The organism is Arthrobacter sp. GQ119, assembly GCF_059759125.1.
Genome location: NZ_JCAXEA010000008.1, coordinates 180,256 through 197,189, shown reverse-complemented (window position 1 = coordinate 197,189; position 16,934 = coordinate 180,256). Strand labels below are relative to the sequence as shown.

Here is a 16,934-nt window from a genome sequence, read left to right as displayed (position 1 = left end):
GCTGTCGGTGACTGTGCTCGGGCGACGTTGAATTCGACGGCGCATGTTTTCCGCCGACTTCTCGCAGAATCGAAGTGTCTTCAAAATTCACTGCTGGATCTTGCCTTAACTTCCTGCTCTTTCCGGCCTCGGATTCCGTCACTCGCTCATCCACACTGCAGCACGAGCACCTGCTGGTTTTTTCGCTGCCTCAGTAGGTCAGAACCAAGTGAACGAGACCGGCAGTGCCCGAGCGAGCGATACCCTTGGCCGGATGGGCCAGTAGGCTCGAATCGCTCGCGGTCGCCTATCAAGCCAGCGAATGGCGGGCGGCCCTGCCGTTGCCGGGCAGACAGGTGAAAAAGGCCGGCTGTTCGACCGGCGCAAATGGGACCACGAGCCATTGGCCGCCATAAAATTCCACGTACGAATCCGAGGGGCAGCCTGCGTAAGCTTCTTCTCGTGTCATATCGATGTGTCTTTCTTGCTAGGTAGCGGAGTTGATCATTTGACTGACCCACAAGACAACTTTGCTAAGCGGTCAGGAGTCTGCAATGAGGGCTACGAATACTTTCTGGATGGCTGGCCGAGTTCTGGTCCGAGGCTTCCTGCGGTGATGTCCGTCACGTAGGCCTTCCAAACACTGTGACACGAACAAGCGTTCAAGTCAATTGTTCGAAACGCGGGCTTGGAACTTTTCTACCTAGTCAAACTCAACGAACTTTTCACTATGCGCGGGCTCCCCTCGCAGACAGTCTCAGTTTTCGGTCCCCGTACAGCGTTCGCCCCTCAGAACTGATGGGACAGGACCTGACCGCAATGAGCCCGCCAGTTTCGAGAAGGTTCTGACCGAAAAGCTCATGATCCAGATCTCTGAACTCTCCTCCGTGCCTGTCCTTTGGACCTTTATCTGCACACCGGCCGCCCTTCATGGGCACAGTCCTGGGCGAGCCCGGGACCTCAAGTGGGCCGAACGGCCTGCTGCATCTAGAAGCCTTTGGCGCGGCCGAGCTCGACGCGGGCGAACGGTTCACGGTGAACCCGGCTCGCAGCGGGACCACATGGGAAGTTCCGGCCGCGTTTCGTTGCTGGAGACCCTCGAAAAAGCAAGAAAAAAGCATCCCCGACATGTGCCGCAAAGCGGAGAATGTTCCCTGTCGGTACATTGAGGGGCACCTCCGCACCGGTCCCTCTATCTGACCGACCAGGAAAAGGCCAAGAACACCATCATGATGTGGTGCGTTTCAGGCAGCCACGAACAAGAATCGGAGTTGGACCTTTGAGTACTACCATCACCGACAAAGACCCTGACATGGTGCCCGCCGAACTAGTTGAGGACCGCGGGCCCAGGGTCGACTGGCGCGTCCTCGGCATCGCTGCAGCCATCATCATCGCCTTTTCGATCTGGGCGATGATGGCGCCCACCAGCGCGAAGGGCACCATGAAAACGGTGGTGGCCTGGATCGCGGAAAACCTCGGCTGGTTCTACGTCCTCACCGTCACTGTAGTGATCGGTTTTGTGCTTTGGGTGGCGCTGTCGAAGGTGGGCTCGGTCCGGCTGGGCCCGGACCACTCCCGGCCCCAGAACAAACTCTTCACGTGGGTGGCCCAACTGTTCGCCGCCGGTGTGGGAATCGACATGCTGTTCTTCTCCGTGACCGGACCCATCACGCAGTACATGAAACCGCCGGCAGGCTTGGGCCAGACAGCAGCTGCAGTCCAGGACGCCGTGGTGTGGACCATGTTCCACTACGGCGTGTCGGGCTGGGCCATGTATGCACTCCTGGGTATGGCCATGGGCTATTTCGCCTACCGCTGGGGCACCCCGCTGTCGATCCGGGCGGCCCTGTATCCGCTGCTCGGCAAGCGCGTCCGCGGCGGTCTCGGCGAGGCGATCGACATCATCACCCTGGTGGCCACGGTCTTCGGCGTGGCCACGGCCATGGGGATCGGCGTGGTGCTGCTGAACGTTGGGTTCGCAATAATGTTCGGCCTGGAGCAGGGCCTGGCGCTGCAGATCGCCTTGGTGGTTGTCGCCGTCGTACTGACCATCGCCGCGTGCACCTCCGGCGTGGACAGAGGGATCCGCTGGATCGCGGAGCTGAACATCTGGAGTGCTGCGGCCCTGCTGCTGTACATCCTGGTGACCGGCCAGACCTCGTTCCTGCTCAACTCCCTGGTGGAAAACATCGGCCGCTTTGTCTTCACGCTGCCCGAACGTACCCTGCAGACGTTCGCGTACGAGGAGGGCGGTTCGGAGTGGATGGGCGGCTGGACCCTGTTCTTCTGGGCCTTCTGGCTTGCCTGGGGCCCGTTCGTGGGCCTGTTCCTGGCACGGATCTCGCGTGGCCGTACACTGCGGGAGTTCGTCATCGCCGCCATCACCGCCCCGGTGCTGTGCGACTTCCTGGTCGTGAACATCTTCGGCAACAGCGCCATGCACCAGGTTTTGAGCGGCAACACCCAGTTCGCCCAACTCGCCATGGACAGCCCGGAACAGGGCTGGTACGCGCTGCTTGGGATGTTCCCCGGAGCACCTCTCCTGATTGGACTGGGCACGTTGTCCGGCATGCTGTTCTACCTCACGAGCGCCAACTCCGGCGCCATGATGATGTCCAATTTCTCCTCCACCATCAAGGACCCCTCCCAGGACGGCCCCAAGCGGCTGCGAATCTTCTGGGCCCTGGTCACCGCGCTGCTGACCATCGCCATGCTCGTGGCAGGCGGCGTGACCACGATGGAGTACGCCACGCTGATCTTCGCCCTGCCGGTAACGATCATCGTTTGGCTGGTAATGGCCTCCTTCACCAGGGCGCTGCGGATGGAGCGGGCAGAACGTGAAGGCCGGGTGCTGGGGCGGCAGTCAACGGCGGCGCACGGCGGCCACCTGGCGGACCGCACCTGGCGGCAGCGGCTTGAAAGGATGAGGTCCTATCCCTCTAAGAAGCAGGCAGCCCAGTTCATGGAAGAAACCGTGCAGCCGGCCCTGGCCGAACTGGCCGAGGAGTTCAGCAAGCAGGATCACCCGGCCACCCTGGACATTGTCCAGAACGAAAACACAGGTATCTCCAGTTATGCCTTGGCGGTCTCCATTCCGGGCCATCGTGACTTCCACTATCAGGCCCAGGTTGTGGAAGCTCCGGTGCCGGTGTTCGGCGGGCGCATGTTCCCGGAAACGGACGTCTATTACCGGGTGGAAGTCTTCACGCAGACCGGCTCCGAGGGCTACGACCTGATGGGCTTTACACACGAGCAGGTAATTGAAGACGTCCTGGCCCGGTACGAGGGCCACCTGGGCTTCCTGACCTATGCGAGCCAGCATGACCACGCTTCAGTTCTCACCCCGCCGCCAGCGCCACCCACGGCACACATCGCCCATGTGGACCTTGCGGGAGACAGCAACAGCGAGGAGGGCCGCCTCAAGGGATGATCTGGCGAGGACTGGGGCAGTGACTGTCTGGGCGGTCCGAAACTCGCGGCGGCATAAGCGCCCAGGTGCGGTTTGGTGGTGAACTAACTCCAGCTCCTCAGGGCCAGTCGCACGGCATGCCCTCCGGGGCCCTGGCCATGTAGCTTTCCAGCCTATTCATGTTCACTTCGTTCGGGGCGCACCCTCCCAAGGCTTGAAGCAGCACGGAGGGACGTTCCGGACCAGGGATACAAAGCTGGCGACCGCCGCTAGGGACAGCTCTTCCCGGCTGGGCAGCTAGGTTCACGAAGCGGGTGGTGTTGAACAGGTCATCCTCGACCCGCAACCCGAGCAGGCCGTGCCGTAGAACTCGGGGGTGAGCGGAGATGGGTGTCGGACGACGCAGTTCAGGTCAATCGTTCTAGACAAGGATATGCTTTATATGGCACAGGCCAATACGAAGTCCTGTCGGGCCCAACCGGGAGAGCGGAAAGTAGCTATGCGGGTATCCTCAGAAGAACGAAAAGTGCAATTGATTTCAGCGACAGTTGAACTTATGCGGCGTGAGGGCGTACAGTCGGTGACCACTCGGGCGATTGCCAAGGAGGCTAATGCTCCCTTGGCCGCGGCTCATTATTGCTTCAGCAATAAGGAAGAGCTCATGGAGGCAGCTGCCGAGGCCTGGTTGAAGAACTTAAGCCGCTTTTCCAGCGACGTCCCGGTCCATTTGGGACTTCGTAAGGCTGTGGAGCAAGTAGCCGAAGGCTATTGGCGCGCACTGGAGGAAGAGCCAAGAAGCATACTTGCTGAGATCGAACTCATTCTGTGGGCGACACGCAATGCCGCAGTCAGTCCGCTGGCCGGGAAAATTTATCCCGCCTATCTTGTGGAGCTGGGAAGTATATTCTCTGCTGCAGCCCAAAGCAGCGGTGATCAGTGCCTCATAGGCTTCGACACGCTGGTAAGGGCCTTTCTCATGGTCTACGACGGCGCGGCCATTCAATACATGACCGACCCGAAGGCTACCGATCACCGCGCCCAGTTCTTCATGATGGTTGATGCACTTTTGATCAAGGCCGGCGTCTAAAGCTCCTCGCCAGCAGGGCTTACAGGACCTGTTCAACACTTGCCTGGAGCCTGGGCTAACGCACTGCCCAGAGGCCGCACTCTCGTTAGCTCCAGGAATGGAAAACGATACGCCGTCGCGCTGAACCGCGAGAAACGGCCAGTTGATAGCTGCCGCCTTGAGTCAGCCTGGTGATCCAGTGCTGCTGAGGAGATTGCCAGGGATCATGGCCGGGCCGTAATCTCGCTAACGGCCAATCCAGGGTTTCTGGCCAAGATCGGTGACGACATGCTGCGCCTGGCGGACGAGTTCGGAGGCAGTCCACCCAGACGAAAGATTGGATTGGAGGCATGATGTCTACTTCCACAAACCCGTCCTCTCGCCGACGCCCGGGGGGAAGATCTGTGCGAGGACTACTTCCGGTTCGTCGCGCCCACTCGGAAAACCTGCACGGAGCGGCGATGACCAACTTGTTCCGTGTCCGGGGACCGTCCTTTCCACGCTGTTCAGGACCCCTCCCTGGTAGCCAGGAACGCGGTGGACCTGACGTGGCGCAAAATGAACATGGTAGGCGACAGAGTCGCCCACCATGTTCATTTGTTGCCTTTTGTTATTCCGTGATCCGGTCCAGCGTGCTGCCGCCTCAACAGGTGCTACATCCGTGGGCTCCGCCTATGCGGGGGAACCAGTGGCCGGTGGTACCGGAGGGGTGATGAGGGAAGGGAGGTCGTACTCACTCGTGTAGGTCAGAAAGCCCAGGTGGGCCTCGTAACGGACCAGTACATCCTCCATGATCTGCTGCTGTGTCACACCCATCAGGTCATACCCCTGCGAGCCGGTCTGGGCGAAGACCTCCACTCTGTAGTAGACATCGGTTTCACGGCTCTTATGGCGGCCGAACTTGGGCACTGAGGATTCCACGGCCTGGACCTCGTAGTGGAAATCGCGGTGGTCCGGGATGGTGACCACCAGCGCATGGCTGGGAACGCCTGTGTCGTCGTTGCCGATAGCGATCAAGCTTGCTTCGTGACCCTGTTTGGTGAACTCCTCGAGTGCTTCGGCTAGCGCCGGTTGTGCTGTCAGTTCCAGGAACATCCCCGCCTCGCTCTTCGATGGGTAGGAGCGTACCCGTGCCAGCCGTTGGCCCCAGGTGCGCTCCGGCGCGGCACCGCCATGCGTGGCCGTCGAACTCCGCCGCAACAGCCGGCCCTCACGTTCCGCCCGCTCCATCCGCAGCGCTTTGGTGAATGAGGCCATGACCAGCCAGGCGATGATGGTTACCGGCAGGGCGAAGATGAGGGTGGCATACTCCATGGTGGTCACCCCGCCGGCCACCAGCATGGCAATGGTCAGCAGGGCGGTAACCAGCGCCCAGAAGATCCGCAGGCCCTTGGCGCCGTCTTGGGTCGCATTGGTGATTTTGGAAGAGAAGTTGGACATCATCATGGCGCCTGAGTTGGCGCTGGTGAGGTAGAACAGCATGCCGGACAGCGTGCCGAGCCCAATCAGGAGGGGAGCGCCGGGGAACATCCCAAGCAGCGCGTACCAGCCCTCTTGCGGGCTGGTAATGGCCAGCTGCGCGAACTCCATGTTCCCGCCGAGGACCTGGTGCAGGGCGCTGTTGCCGAAGATGCTCACTACCAGGAAGTCGCACAGCACGGGGAAGGTGATGGCGGCGATGACGAACTCCCGCAGGGTCCGGCCGCGGGAGATGCGGGCCAGGAACAGGCCCACGAACGGGCCCCAGGCCAGCCAGAAAGCCCAGAAGAACAGGGTCCAGCCTCCCATCCACTCCGAGCCGCCGTCCTGGTAGGCGAACGTCTGCAGCGTGCGGCCGGGGAAGGTGACGATAAAAGTACCGATGTTTTCCACCAGGGAGTTGAGCAGGAAGGACGTCTGGCCGGTCACCAGCATGTACAGCAGCAGAGCGGCAGCGCTCCAGATGTTCAGTTCCGCGACCCAGCGGATCGCTTTGTCCACGCCGGAGGTGCATGCAGCGATGGTGAGCACGACGGCGACAACCACCAGGGCGATCTGCAGCGCCAGGCCCTGCTCCAGGCTGAACATAATGGCGAAGCCGACGTTCAGCAGCACCACACCGATGCCCATGGCGGTCGCCACGCCAAAGACGGTGCCCACCAGAGTGACAATGTCGATCGCGTCGCCCAGGCCGCCGCGGACGCGTTTACCCAGCAGCGGATACAGGGCTGCGCGGATGGACAGGGGCATGCCCCAGCGGTAGGCGAAATAGCCCATGGCCATGCCGAGGAGCGAGTACATGGCCCAGCCCGCCACGCCGTAGTGGAACATGGTCCACACCACGGCCTCGCGGGCAGCGTCGGCCGTCTGGCCTGCGCCCTCCGGCGGTTTCATGTACTGGGTGATGGGTTCGGTCACCGAGTAAAAGAGCATATCGATGCCCACGCCGGCGGCGAACAGGTAGGCGACCCAGGTGAAGAGCTTGTACTGCGGACGGGAGTGGTCCGGACCCATCCGGACCGAGCCCACCTTGGACAGCGCCACCCACAGCACAAACCCGATGACGACAGTGACGGTGAGGACGTAGAACCAGCCAAGGTTTTCCGCGATCCAGAAAACCACCGTCTTCATGGTGGACTGGGCGCCGGCAGGCACCAGCATCGCCCACACCGAGAAGGCGATGATGATGGCTGCAGCAATGATCAGGACGCGCCAGTTGACCTTGGGTCCTCCATTTTTGATGATGCCGGCAGGTGCCGTGTCTGGCTCTTTGTCAGTGATGGTGGTACTCACGGGTCCAACTCCAATTCTTGGTCTCTACTGCGGCAATGCAGCAGATCATGATGGTGTTCGCGGCCTTACTTATCGGTCACGGTGAGATCCCCAGGCAAGAGGCAAGGAATCCTTTTTCCTGCGGATGGAGGGTCTCCAGCAACGAAACACCGGCCGGAACTTCCAAACCGATGGCCCTAGAAGGCAAGTTTCACGAAAAGGTCGACTTCCGTCATTTAGAACCCCGCCCAGGCTTTGCCAGGGATCACCTGGAGGCCCGAAGTCTGTCCGTGTACCAAAGCGGCTGAGCTCTGCTTTGAAAACAGCCTGTGATACCGATCACCTTGCTCGTTCCACAAACCTTGACACGAACACGCGTTCAAGTCAACCGTTCAACCTAAGGATTTTAATCTCTTTTCCGCAAGGCAGTCGCGGCAAGAAAGGCTTCCCGAGTTGGCGGAGCGAATCGCGGATAAATTTGTTCCGCTCGTCAACTGGAGCCCTCACTAACAGGCCATGGCACCGACGAAGCTCAATTCTTCGCGATGGATTATGAACGCTTGACTGGAACAGCCGTTCATGTCAGGGTAGTCGCAGCACGGTGATGCACCTCACTACGACGCGATGTGACTGACATTCACCGGGCAGGTCTTTCGAGAAGATTTCCGACTATTGAAACGGTTGAAGCCATGAGTGATGCGGGCACCATTGATTCCACGCCAACGACGGCAGGGAATGCAATTGACTTCTGGGCAGCGGAGCCCCTGAAAGCCCTGGGGGGCGACTATGGGCGCCTCCGCTGCCGGTTTATAAACACCCATCCGGTGGGCAGCTGGGATGAGTTTGTGCTCTCCGAATGGACGCTGAATTCCTGTGCCTGGGAGGACTTCCACCCGCACAGCGAAACTGCCTTCGTCCTGGAGGGCGAACTCCACATTGAGAGCCAGGGCAAGACCGTCGTCCTGAGGCCGGGCGACTCGGCCCGGGTCAACCCGGGCGGCGTGGGCCGGTACTGGGCACCGGTCTATGCGCGGATGATCACCATCTACGGCCCGAACCCCGAGGGCCTGGAATCGCACTCCTTCCGGTACTCCGAAGTCTGACCCCTGACCTCCCTCATAACAGGACGCCCTGGGGCAACACCGAAACCCTTCAGCACCGGACTTCAGGGCAATCCGGCGCGCCACGCTACAACGCATTTGTCAGCAACAGAACTTTTCCACACCCTTTGAAAGGCAAAACAAAATGACGCAACAAACAGCCTCCATCTCCGCGAGCCTCATCCGCGATGCACAGAATGCTACGGATCTGGACGATTGGGGCCCCTGCCCTGAAGCGACCGGACCCCAGACGATGGACACCCGTGGAATCTATCTGTGGAAAGACGAAAACGGTGCCGAATCCGGCGTCTGGGAATGCACCGCAGGACCCTCCCGCTGGGTACTGGAAACGAACGAATTTGTGCACGTACTTTCGGGTTCGATGACCGTCACCCAGGACGGTGGCGAAGCACAGCTCGTCGGCCCCGGAGACACCATCTTCATTCCCCGCGGCTGGAGCGGAAACTGGGAAATTCACGAGACCCTGCGCAAGCTCTACGTCATCTTCTAACCGCTCAAAAACTATCAAAAAGAACGATTCAAAAGCTGCATCGTTCTGTCAAAGATAAAAAGTTCTGACGAAGACTCGTCAGATATACACAGCACTAACAACAGGAGAGATCATGGAAACCACAGCACTGGGAACGTTCACCAAGGCCGGATCCATCCACAAGGTGGAAAACGGCTTTATCGGACTCCCGTCAATGAACGTACCGGGAGTCGACGCCGCCATCGGCGACTCCCTCACCCACCCCAACGGCTCGGTCATGAGCTCCGGATTCTTTGAGCTCAAGGCCTCCGAGCCCTTGGTCTACACGTACACCTGCGACGAGATGAAGGTCGTGGTGAAGGGTGAGTTCATCCTCACCGACCGTGCCACGGGAGAAGTGACCCACGCCAAGGAACGTGACGTACTCTTCTTCCCCAAGGGATCAGAAATTACCTTTGAAACCCCCGACTACGGCCTGGGCTTCTTCACCGCCCACGGCTCGATGTCCTCCTAAGGAAACTCTAAGCCGTCCTGGTTCATACCCGCCGTCCTCGGGCGGCGGCATGGATCAGATCGCAGCAATTTGCCCCTGCAGCATCAGCTACCCGTTTCCCTGCTTGATGCTGCAGGGGCAAAGACGTCTGCAGGGACGTCACTCTCGCGTCAAGCGCTGGACCTTTGCCAGCAGGACATCCGTGGCATTGCCAACCCGTCAGGCCGGCGGCCAATAACCGGACAACACTGTAGAACGTTTGACTAGAACAGCTGTTCATGTCAAAGTTAGCAGGACATAGTGACCCATATCACAAGGAAGTGTTGACATGAGCAGTCAGAAAGTTCAACCCCTGGAAGTCCTCATCGACAGGCCTGAGGAACTTTACGCGTTGCTTAACGAGGCAGAGGCCCTGCTCCGGCAAGCAGCAATGGCCCACGGGTGCGCCGGTATTAAGGTAACCCGGCATGATCCAGACCGGTACACATTCGAACTCAGCGACACAGTCCCCTTCGGCGAGACCTGGGAGCAGACAGCCCGCTGACAGTCGTCACTGGCCTCGCTACCCAAATGGTCCCAGCGGCACCAACGCCTCCCTCCTGGAAGACAACACCCCGGACTCGGCCCGCATCCCCTTCCCCTTCAGCCCTCGTCATCGAACTCAAACCAGGCAAGTTCCAGCCCCGAGTACGCAGGCTGACTCAATTTTCGCCCTCACGGGGATTAACGGCCCCACAGCCATGACCCATATCACCGCCAGCCCCCTTTGCGAGGACCCCCGCACCCGCTTGAGTCAGTCCATTAGGTGCTGCTAATAACAAACAACAAGGAGAGAATCATGACTTCAGGGATGAACCGAGTGGCAGGCTCCGGCTGGGACGATGTCCAAATTGGAGACAAGGTGCAGCTCCTCGGCAGCGGTCGCCCAGAGTATGTCGGATTAGTGGACGCCCGGACAGCGGACGGTGACATCATTTGGGTCCACGATCCTTTTGATGGCCGCCGTCTCTTCCACATTCATGACGGCTACGAACTGCAGCTGGCCGCATCATGACCGAACCGTGTTCTGATGACCGTCCCTACTGCCACCCGACTTGGGTTCAGGAGATGTATCCCAACCAAGCGGAAGCTGGTTCCAACAGTACTTCCAGGTTATAGATAGGGAGAGTTCCATGAACGAGAAATTGCGTTGGGGCGTCCTGGGCACCGCGCGCCTTTCGCAAGACCATTCCGGCGTTGCAGGCAACGAAAAACGGTGAGGTCGTTGCTATTGGGTCCCGCACGTCGGAAAAGGCCGGGGAATACGCGGACAAGCATGGCATTCCACAGGCGTTTGGCTCATATGAGGCGCTACTTGCTTCCCCGGACATTGACGCTGTCTACATTGCGCTGCCGAACGCGCTGCACCTCGACTGGATTCTTAAAGCCCTGGATGCAGGCAAGCATGTCCTCTCGGAAAAGCCTTTGGCCGAGCGCAGCAGAATGCGAGGAGATTGCGCTCAAGGCCGACGAGACGGGGCTTGACCTTTGTCCACGTCGCACACTCCTTCGATACGGCCGGGGACGACAACATCCGCTGGTATGCAGGGCTCGGCGGCGGCGCACTCTTCGATGCCGGGTTGCGTCAACATAAGCCGGATGGTCACGGGGCAAGAGCCGGCTCACGTCGCGGTCTTTGGCAACTACCGTGACGCCAACGACACAGGACGGATCGAAACCAGCATCGCAGGCATACTGCGCTTTCCCGGGAGCGCAACCGCGCTATTTGATACGGGGCTAAACCTCGAGCGCCGCAACTTCCTGGAAGTCACCGGCACCCAGAGAAGGCTCTACCTCGACAACCGGTTTGGGCTCCTGGAGGAGGATCCGGTCCTGGAGGAGCATCACTTCGGGCAGGAGACGATTTATCACAAGCTCTCGGGCGACAACCACTTTGTACGGATGGGCGAACACTTCGCCGACAGCGTTCTCAACGGAACGCCGCTCCGCCACGACCTCGCGGACGCGGCAAACAACGCGCGGGTACTGGAAGCTCTTGACCAGGCAGCGAGGCAACAAGAGGAAGCGTGATTCAGAGCCCGCCAGCCCACCACAGACTCGACTCCCCCGACCTACGCGGGAATCACAATTAGCAAAGGACCCATTATGGCGTCTCATGATCAATTCGCCAGGTTTAACCGGCCCGTTGAAGAGCGCACCTCGGAGCTGCGCAGCACGACGGGCGGGACCCGCACCGTGACTGTCCTGCACTGCAGCGCCCTACTGTTCGACTGCGACGGGGTGCTTGTCGATTCGGACACCGCCGTTGTGCGTTCCTGGACCCGATGGGCGCACGAGATGAACCTGGACCCGGCAGAAGTCCTCCCTACCGTTTATGGACGGCGATCGGTCGATACCGTCGCGCAATTCATTTCCCCGTCGAAGCGCCCGGCCGCCGTGGCGCTGATCGATGCACTGGAAATCGAAGACGCAGCTACCGCCACCGAGATCCCCGGCGCCGCCGAGCTCTTGGCAGCAATACCACCTGGCCGGTGGGCGACGGTGACTTCCGCCTCACGCGACCTGGCCCACGCCCGCCTGTCGGCCGCCGGGCTCACCGCTCCCGAGGTCCTGGTAACGGCCGGCGACGTCAGACACGGCAAACCGCACCCGGAAGGCTACCTGGCCGCAGCACAACGTCTTGGCGTGCCGGCGGATCAGTGCGTCGTGGTGGAAGACGCCCCGGCCGGCATTCGCGCGGCGCGCGCCGCCGGGGTGGGACACGTCCTGGGCGTCGGCAGCCGTGACATCGGAGAGCACCAGCCCGACGCCTTAGTCCCTGATCTGCGGTCCGTGCACTGGACCAGTGCAGGCCTCGAAATCCAGTGAACAAACAAATATCAGGTACACCCAACCTGACGACGATAAGTCGCGGCGTGTAAACGATTCCTTATCTGGCTTCCAGAACCAGAGTGGACAATGAGGCTTCGCGGCCCACAACAAGGGACAATTCTCGTAAGTTATCCACCGCTACTACTGCCAGGGAGCTACCCCAACGGCTCCCGATTCCAGCCGTGGATAACCCGAATTGACCCTAGTCGTGGACCGCTCAAAGTCACCCTAGTAGGCGGGCAGCAAAGGCGGGTCCAGACGTGGGGATGTTCATTATCGGCGTTCCAAATGTCCGGGGAAGAGCCTGAAGGGCCTCCATTTACCTCCCGGTGAGGGATCTGTCAGCGGGTGGCGGGACTGCTGAGGGTCTTCGTCGTTGCGGTGAAAGATCGTTGCGAATCAACATGGTTCCTCCCTGTTGGTTCTTCTACTGCCATCTCTCGCGGATGGGCTAATGACCTGCATCCGTGTTCTGATGAACTCGCGATCTCGTGCCGATAGCTCCAGGCGCCCGTGCCGATCCTGATCAGCATGGCCACCCGCCACCGCGCAAACGGTATTGGCTACCGTTCGCGGGAGAACTAGACAACCGGGATTTTCCGCGAACCAGTCCTGGATTACCGGGTCAAGGTCACTCCACCATTCTTCAATCGGCCGCTGCACCATCCCGGATCCTCCTCCTCAAACCTGCTGACTCCTTGGTGCTTTGGTGACTGGAGGTGAAAGCGGGTATGGTGCCGGCAGTAACCGTCCAGCTACCGGGGATGCCTCTACCCTGCGGCCGGTTCCGAGATCTCGAGCCGGCAAGGTGTGAACGCGGAGCCTGTCCCCGAGGGCAGTTCGCCGGATTGACAGGCCGACCGGAGTTCTCCCAGCGGTATCATTCCCACCGCCGCGTGGCGCAGGTCTATAGGACCACGGCCAGTCCGCTGATGATGGTGCCTGGTGGTCATGCCGTGACCCCGGCGATGGCGTCGCGGGCTTGTGGCGGCCGTGTGGTGCGGTCGCTGATGAGTGCCATTGCTGCACATTCCCGTGCGTCACGTATGGCCGCGACCGCGGAGTCCTTGTCCCTGTATGTCCCGGACACGGCCAGTACTTTCCCAGTGGGCGAGAGCAGCCTGAATTCAAAGCCTCCACGGCTGGTCGGCTTCAGTTCGAATGTTCCTGTCATGGTCTACCCCATCCTCGGATTAGGCGCCCGACCGCTCAGGCGGGACCTGCCCGCTGGCGTCTTCGGGACGCAATTCTGTCGGGCCCGACGACGGGCCCGGTGAACGCAGTAACAAAGGTCTTGCCCAGGGCTGGCTGAGTGCCGGGGCCAGGATTGCCGCTCCCATTAGTGATGTCCCCCTCAGTGATCCGGTTAGACCCTTCCCGCGGTTCTGGCGGGGAACGGGTCATGGATTTCCGGGACGTGTCTCCTTTAGCCGGAGCCCCGCTGTGGATCTGGATGTCTTCTGCTTCTGGGATGCCGATTTTTCACACCTTCTTTTGGTTGTATCCGCGATCTGCGTCCCGGTGGATCGCGGGTGGTTTAGCTCTATGGGGCATCAACGCTCCTCCGCGCCCCGGACACGAGGAGGGTTGATCGGGGGCTGCGTAATCTGATCAGCGTTGCCCCCTACGAGAAAGTAGGCGCCTGTTCCCATCGTCAGGAAGCCGGCGACGCCGATGATGGTCATTTGCGAACCGATTCCTGCCAGGAGCAGCACAACTCCGATCAGGCACGCCATGGCCGCGAAGTACGTCCTTGCCCTGAACCTGTTCGCCACAGAGCCGGAGGAGAGTTCCTGAGCCAGCCGTGGATCCTCTGCGGCCAGGTCCAGCTCAAGTTCTTCAAGTACTTTCCGCTCTTTATCCGACAACGGCACCCGGGACCTCCTATGGATACCGCCGCTCGGCCTTTTCATCGGCCTCGCAGCTTACCGGCGGCTGTACGGCTGTTGAACATGCCGCGTTTTCTAAATTTAACATTTCCGATATTAGTTTCTCGACCATAGGAGGGTTCCTGAGGGAAGTCAAGAAAGCGCGTTCACTGCTAGAAGACCTGCGGGCGCGGGAAGTTTTTTGGGGCGGTGCCAGCTACTCACTGTCGCGGCGATCTCACCGGAGCCGCACAGCTGTGTGCGTCGGCGGGAGCGTGGAACGACCGCAAGGGGCCGCGATTCTCAGCGTTCTGTCATGTCGAACCCCCGAAGAAATTGAACTGGCTTTAAAAAAATTATCGGCTATAAATGAATCAGGATGTTTTTCTTTTGTGCATGATTGGGAGGAAAAATCTGATGCTTTTTATCGGTATTGATCACACGATCCGGAATATTAGGCAGCGTGGGGAGCCTTCGGCGGACGGCGTGTCCCCTGTTGTCCGCCCTCGCCATTGCGGTGACGCGATGCAGCTCATCACCCATGGGGCCGCTGCGGAGGGTTCCACTTCACATGGCTTTGAGGGTCGCGGGCCGGATCTGCGCCTCGTTTGGCAATGCCCGTGCGGATTCCGCCTGGACCCGCAGCCGGACCCGCGAGAAAAGGTGTGGGCTGCCGCTGCACTGGTTGAAACCTGCCAGTGGGAAATGGACCATGCCCTCGTCCAGCTACACCGGGCTATAAGGGCCGCGTCAGCCAAGGGGACGCCAACTGAAATGCTTGCGGAATCGGCCCAGCTCTCGCGTCATGAAATTCAGATGATTCTCCGTCAGGTGACAGGTGCAAGTGCCGCCTCAGGGCAGGACTCCTAGAAACACGCACAGCTCCACCGGGGGTCAGTTGCGCCCTGGCCTGAAGATCTTCTAACAACATACCTTTTCTTGTTTTGGAAAGAGTCAAGATGCCGAATAAAATTCCTCATAAGGGAAATGTCAAAAAGCAGGGCAAAGCGATAAAAGAGAAACGGGCAGAGAAGCGCGCCAACGGCGCAGCCGAAAGTTTTATGCCGAAGCCCAGAAAGAGCCGGTAAGGAAATTGCGCGAGTGCACTGCGGACTCAGAAGCCGAAACTCCCGGCTCCTCAAGGTCCTTATATGCGAGACCGCGGCATGTTCCCTGAGGTCCTGCGTAGGCCGGGCTGGAAGATGAGGCCAATCCGATGTTGAATAGCTCCCAGGACAGCGACGCCGCAGGGGAAACGAATGACACAAATGATTTTCCATGATCCGTTTGCGGACAAGGAGCCGGTTCCCAAGGAGTCGCTCATGGACTCGTGCCCCGTTCCTGCTCCAGCCCGCCCAGCCGTTCCGGCCACGGAGGCATCACCCGATCAAGGCCGTGAACGCGAGGTGCAGCAGATCATCCACGACCTCTCAGTTCTTGCCTCGGAACAGGATCCGCCGAGCACATAAGAAGGCGACCGGCCTCCAGGTCCACGACCGCGGACCGCGGCGTGTGGCATGGCCTTGGCAATGATCTACACCGTATTCCCGGATGAGCGCGGTGAGAGTGCGCGGTTCAGGCCAGAAAGCGTCGGGCAAGAAGAGTCCAAATCCAAGCCTGGGGAGGGGGAAGCGTCTGACTCCCCCGCCGCGCCTGGGAGATCTATCCTGCCGTGATCCGCACCGGAAGGGACTCGAACCCGCGCAGCACGTTGTGCAGGATGGGCGCCGGTGCACCGTCCGGTTCGATGGTGGATACCCGCTGAAGCAGCTGCTGGAGCACAATTTCCATTTCGAGCCGGGCGATGGGCTGGCCCACGCACTGGTGCAGGCCCATGCCGAAGGCCACGTGGCCGGAGGCGTTGCGGTCCAGGTCGAACTCGTCGGCGTTGTCTCCCCACTTGCGCGGATCCCGGTTGGCAGCGCCGAGGAACACCAGCACCTTTGCGCCGGCTGGCAGATGCACGCCGCCCAGGACGGTGTCCACGGCAACGGTCCGGTGGAACTTCTGGAACGGGGACTCCAGGCGGAGCGCCTCGTCTACGGCGAACTTTGCCATTTTGGGATTCTCACGCAGCCGGGCCCAGGCTTCCGGGTACCGTGCTAACACCGAAAGGGTGTTGCCGATGCCGAAAATGGTGGTGTCCACGCCCGCGGAGAGCAGTGCCCGGACCAGCAGCGTCGCCTGCTGTTCAGTGATGAGGCCGTCCTCCACACGCTTCCAGATCTGGGCGCCGAAACCGGTGTCGTCCAGGTTTTCGCGCTGGCAGTTGCGCATCACCGCGGCGGCGTGCTCGTCGCCCTGCGCGAAGGCCTGCTTGAAGATGTAGTTTTCCGGGCCAAAGGCGTTGAACACCATGTTGCCGTACGGCAGCAAGTGTTCACGGCCGACGTCGGGAATCCCCACCGCGTCCGGGAAGACACGCAATGGGTACTTTTCGGCGAGGTCGGTGATGGCGTCGAACCGCTCGCGGCCTGCGAGCTGCTCGGTCAACTCCTCCGCAGGCGGCGTGAAGGGTTCCCGGAGGGCGCGGACGGTGCCGGGGTTGATGACGCCTGTCAGGGCCCGGCGCATCACGGTATGGATGGGCGGGTCCGATTCGAGGATGCTGGGTGGCCGCCAGCCCGAGTCCTTCCGGATGTCGCGCGGGCCAAGGCCGCCGGAGGAGATGTAAGTTTCGAAGTCGGTGAGGACTTCGTAGACCTCCTGGTAGCCGGCTACCGCGTAGCTTCCCGTGCTCTCGAGGTAGGAGACGGCCCCTGCATCGCGGAGCCGGCCGAGGAAGGGATAAGGGTCGAGGAGGTTTGCGGTTTCAAAGGGGTCCTCGCCCAGGACATTTGCTTCGTGGGTTGAAACGGTCATCTGGGACACTCCTGGTGGCGAAACTTGATGGGGGCGGGCCGGTCA

Annotated in this window: 16 protein-coding genes; 12 read left to right on the top strand and 4 right to left on the bottom strand. The window is 60.6% G+C overall.

The annotated features are described in order from the left end of the window. The first annotated feature begins 1,258 nt into the window (after nucleotides 1-1,258). Together betT (AC6CH3_RS09920) and AC6CH3_RS09915 are read left to right on the top strand one after the other, a co-directional pair. The gene (betT, locus tag AC6CH3_RS09920) at nucleotides 1,259-3,409 is read left to right on the top strand and encodes a choline BCCT transporter BetT (RefSeq protein WP_498132275.1); all 2,151 of its coding nucleotides are present in this window, start codon (nucleotides 1,259-1,261) and stop codon (nucleotides 3,407-3,409) included. Nucleotides 3,410-3,830: 421 nt separating this feature from the next. After that, nucleotides 3,831-4,475 (top strand): TetR/AcrR family transcriptional regulator, encoded by a 645-nt coding sequence (locus AC6CH3_RS09915; RefSeq protein WP_498132274.1) that lies wholly within the window; start codon nucleotides 3,831-3,833, stop codon nucleotides 4,473-4,475. Between the two features lie 651 nt (nucleotides 4,476-5,126). On the opposite strand, the gene betT (AC6CH3_RS09910) is transcribed toward AC6CH3_RS09915, so the two are convergent. Beyond that, a complete protein-coding gene (betT, locus tag AC6CH3_RS09910; protein ID WP_498132273.1) occupies nucleotides 5,127-7,226 on the bottom strand; it encodes a choline BCCT transporter BetT in 2,100 nt (699 codons plus the stop codon). Nucleotides 7,227-7,894: 668 nt separating this feature from the next. Between betT (AC6CH3_RS09910) and AC6CH3_RS09905 the strand changes: the two genes are divergently transcribed. From AC6CH3_RS09905 to AC6CH3_RS09870, 8 genes are all read left to right on the top strand, one after another. Continuing rightward, a complete protein-coding gene (locus tag AC6CH3_RS09905; RefSeq protein WP_498132272.1) occupies nucleotides 7,895-8,308 on the top strand; it encodes a cupin domain-containing protein in 414 nt (137 codons plus the stop codon). A gap of 142 nt (nucleotides 8,309-8,450) precedes the next feature. After that, entirely contained in the window at nucleotides 8,451-8,816 is a 366-nt protein-coding gene (locus tag AC6CH3_RS09900) for a cupin domain-containing protein (RefSeq protein ID WP_498132271.1), read from the top strand. Nucleotides 8,817-8,928: 112 nt separating this feature from the next. Next, complete coding sequence (locus tag AC6CH3_RS09895) at nucleotides 8,929-9,309, top strand: cupin domain-containing protein (RefSeq protein ID WP_498132270.1); 381 nt, start codon at nucleotides 8,929-8,931, stop codon at nucleotides 9,307-9,309. A gap of 307 nt (nucleotides 9,310-9,616) precedes the next feature. Beyond that, the gene (locus tag AC6CH3_RS09890; protein WP_498132269.1) at nucleotides 9,617-9,832 is read left to right on the top strand and encodes a hypothetical protein; all 216 of its coding nucleotides are present in this window, start codon (nucleotides 9,617-9,619) and stop codon (nucleotides 9,830-9,832) included. Between the two features lie 294 nt (nucleotides 9,833-10,126). Then, on the top strand, nucleotides 10,127-10,342 hold the full coding sequence (locus tag AC6CH3_RS09885) for a hypothetical protein (RefSeq protein WP_498132268.1): 216 nt from the start codon (nucleotides 10,127-10,129) through the stop codon (nucleotides 10,340-10,342). A gap of 182 nt (nucleotides 10,343-10,524) precedes the next feature. Continuing rightward, complete coding sequence (locus AC6CH3_RS09880) at nucleotides 10,525-10,812, top strand: Gfo/Idh/MocA family protein (RefSeq protein ID WP_498132267.1); 288 nt, start codon at nucleotides 10,525-10,527, stop codon at nucleotides 10,810-10,812. Between the two features lie 114 nt (nucleotides 10,813-10,926). Continuing rightward, nucleotides 10,927-11,358: a hypothetical protein gene (locus tag AC6CH3_RS09875; RefSeq protein WP_498132266.1), complete on the top strand. Its 432-nt coding sequence runs from the start codon at nucleotides 10,927-10,929 to the stop codon at nucleotides 11,356-11,358. A 75-nt stretch (nucleotides 11,359-11,433) separates the two neighbouring features. Continuing rightward, nucleotides 11,434-12,156, top strand: a complete 723-nt coding sequence (locus tag AC6CH3_RS09870; RefSeq protein ID WP_498132265.1) for an HAD-IA family hydrolase — start codon at nucleotides 11,434-11,436, stop codon at nucleotides 12,154-12,156. Nucleotides 12,157-13,108: 952 nt separating this feature from the next. Here the strand turns inward: AC6CH3_RS09870 and AC6CH3_RS09865 are convergent. Then, on the bottom strand, nucleotides 13,109-13,333 hold the full coding sequence (locus AC6CH3_RS09865; RefSeq protein WP_498132264.1) for a YegP family protein: 225 nt from the start codon (nucleotides 13,331-13,333) through the stop codon (nucleotides 13,109-13,111). A 379-nt stretch (nucleotides 13,334-13,712) separates the two neighbouring features. Further along, nucleotides 13,713-14,033 carry a DUF3040 domain-containing protein gene (locus AC6CH3_RS09860; protein WP_498132263.1) on the bottom strand — a complete coding sequence of 107 codons (321 nt, stop codon included), beginning with the start codon at nucleotides 14,031-14,033 and terminating at the stop codon, nucleotides 13,713-13,715. A 363-nt stretch (nucleotides 14,034-14,396) separates the two neighbouring features. Here AC6CH3_RS09860 and AC6CH3_RS09855 point away from each other — a divergent pair, with 363 nt between their 5' ends. Next, a complete protein-coding gene (locus AC6CH3_RS09855; RefSeq protein ID WP_498132262.1) occupies nucleotides 14,397-14,897 on the top strand; it encodes a hypothetical protein in 501 nt (166 codons plus the stop codon). Between the two features lie 389 nt (nucleotides 14,898-15,286). Continuing rightward, the gene (locus AC6CH3_RS09850; RefSeq protein WP_498132261.1) at nucleotides 15,287-15,496 is read left to right on the top strand and encodes a hypothetical protein; all 210 of its coding nucleotides are present in this window, start codon (nucleotides 15,287-15,289) and stop codon (nucleotides 15,494-15,496) included. 193 nt (nucleotides 15,497-15,689) lie between these two features. Here AC6CH3_RS09850 and AC6CH3_RS09845 read toward each other — a convergent pair whose 3' ends face one another. Further along, nucleotides 15,690-16,889, bottom strand: a complete 1,200-nt coding sequence (locus tag AC6CH3_RS09845; protein ID WP_498132260.1) for a cytochrome P450 — start codon at nucleotides 16,887-16,889, stop codon at nucleotides 15,690-15,692. Nucleotides 16,890-16,934: the final 45 nt, after the last annotated feature.

What these genes read in the sequence shown, in the direction of transcription:
- AC6CH3_RS09900 (WP_498132271.1), top strand. Translation starts at nt 8,451, where the DNA reads ATGACGCAACAAACAGCCTCCATCTCCGCGAGCCTCATCCGCGATGCA.
- AC6CH3_RS09890 (WP_498132269.1), top strand. Translation starts at nt 9,617, where the DNA reads ATGAGCAGTCAGAAAGTTCAACCCCTGGAAGTCCTCATCGACAGGCCT.
- AC6CH3_RS09895 (WP_498132270.1), top strand. Translation starts at nt 8,929, where the DNA reads ATGGAAACCACAGCACTGGGAACGTTCACCAAGGCCGGATCCATCCAC.
- AC6CH3_RS09905 (WP_498132272.1), top strand. Translation starts at nt 7,895, where the DNA reads ATGAGTGATGCGGGCACCATTGATTCCACGCCAACGACGGCAGGGAAT.
- AC6CH3_RS09875 (WP_498132266.1), top strand. Translation starts at nt 10,927, where the DNA reads ATGGTCACGGGGCAAGAGCCGGCTCACGTCGCGGTCTTTGGCAACTAC.
- AC6CH3_RS09855 (WP_498132262.1), top strand. Translation starts at nt 14,397, where the DNA reads ATGAATCAGGATGTTTTTCTTTTGTGCATGATTGGGAGGAAAAATCTG.
- AC6CH3_RS09845 (WP_498132260.1), bottom strand. Translation starts at nt 16,889, where the DNA reads ATGACCGTTTCAACCCACGAAGCAAATGTCCTGGGCGAGGACCCCTTT.
- AC6CH3_RS09885 (WP_498132268.1), top strand. Translation starts at nt 10,127, where the DNA reads ATGACTTCAGGGATGAACCGAGTGGCAGGCTCCGGCTGGGACGATGTC.
- AC6CH3_RS09850 (WP_498132261.1), top strand. Translation starts at nt 15,287, where the DNA reads ATGACACAAATGATTTTCCATGATCCGTTTGCGGACAAGGAGCCGGTT.
- AC6CH3_RS09915 (WP_498132274.1), top strand. Translation starts at nt 3,831, where the DNA reads ATGGCACAGGCCAATACGAAGTCCTGTCGGGCCCAACCGGGAGAGCGG.
- AC6CH3_RS09870 (WP_498132265.1), top strand. Translation starts at nt 11,434, where the DNA reads ATGGCGTCTCATGATCAATTCGCCAGGTTTAACCGGCCCGTTGAAGAG.
- AC6CH3_RS09865 (WP_498132264.1), bottom strand. Translation starts at nt 13,333, where the DNA reads ATGACAGGAACATTCGAACTGAAGCCGACCAGCCGTGGAGGCTTTGAA.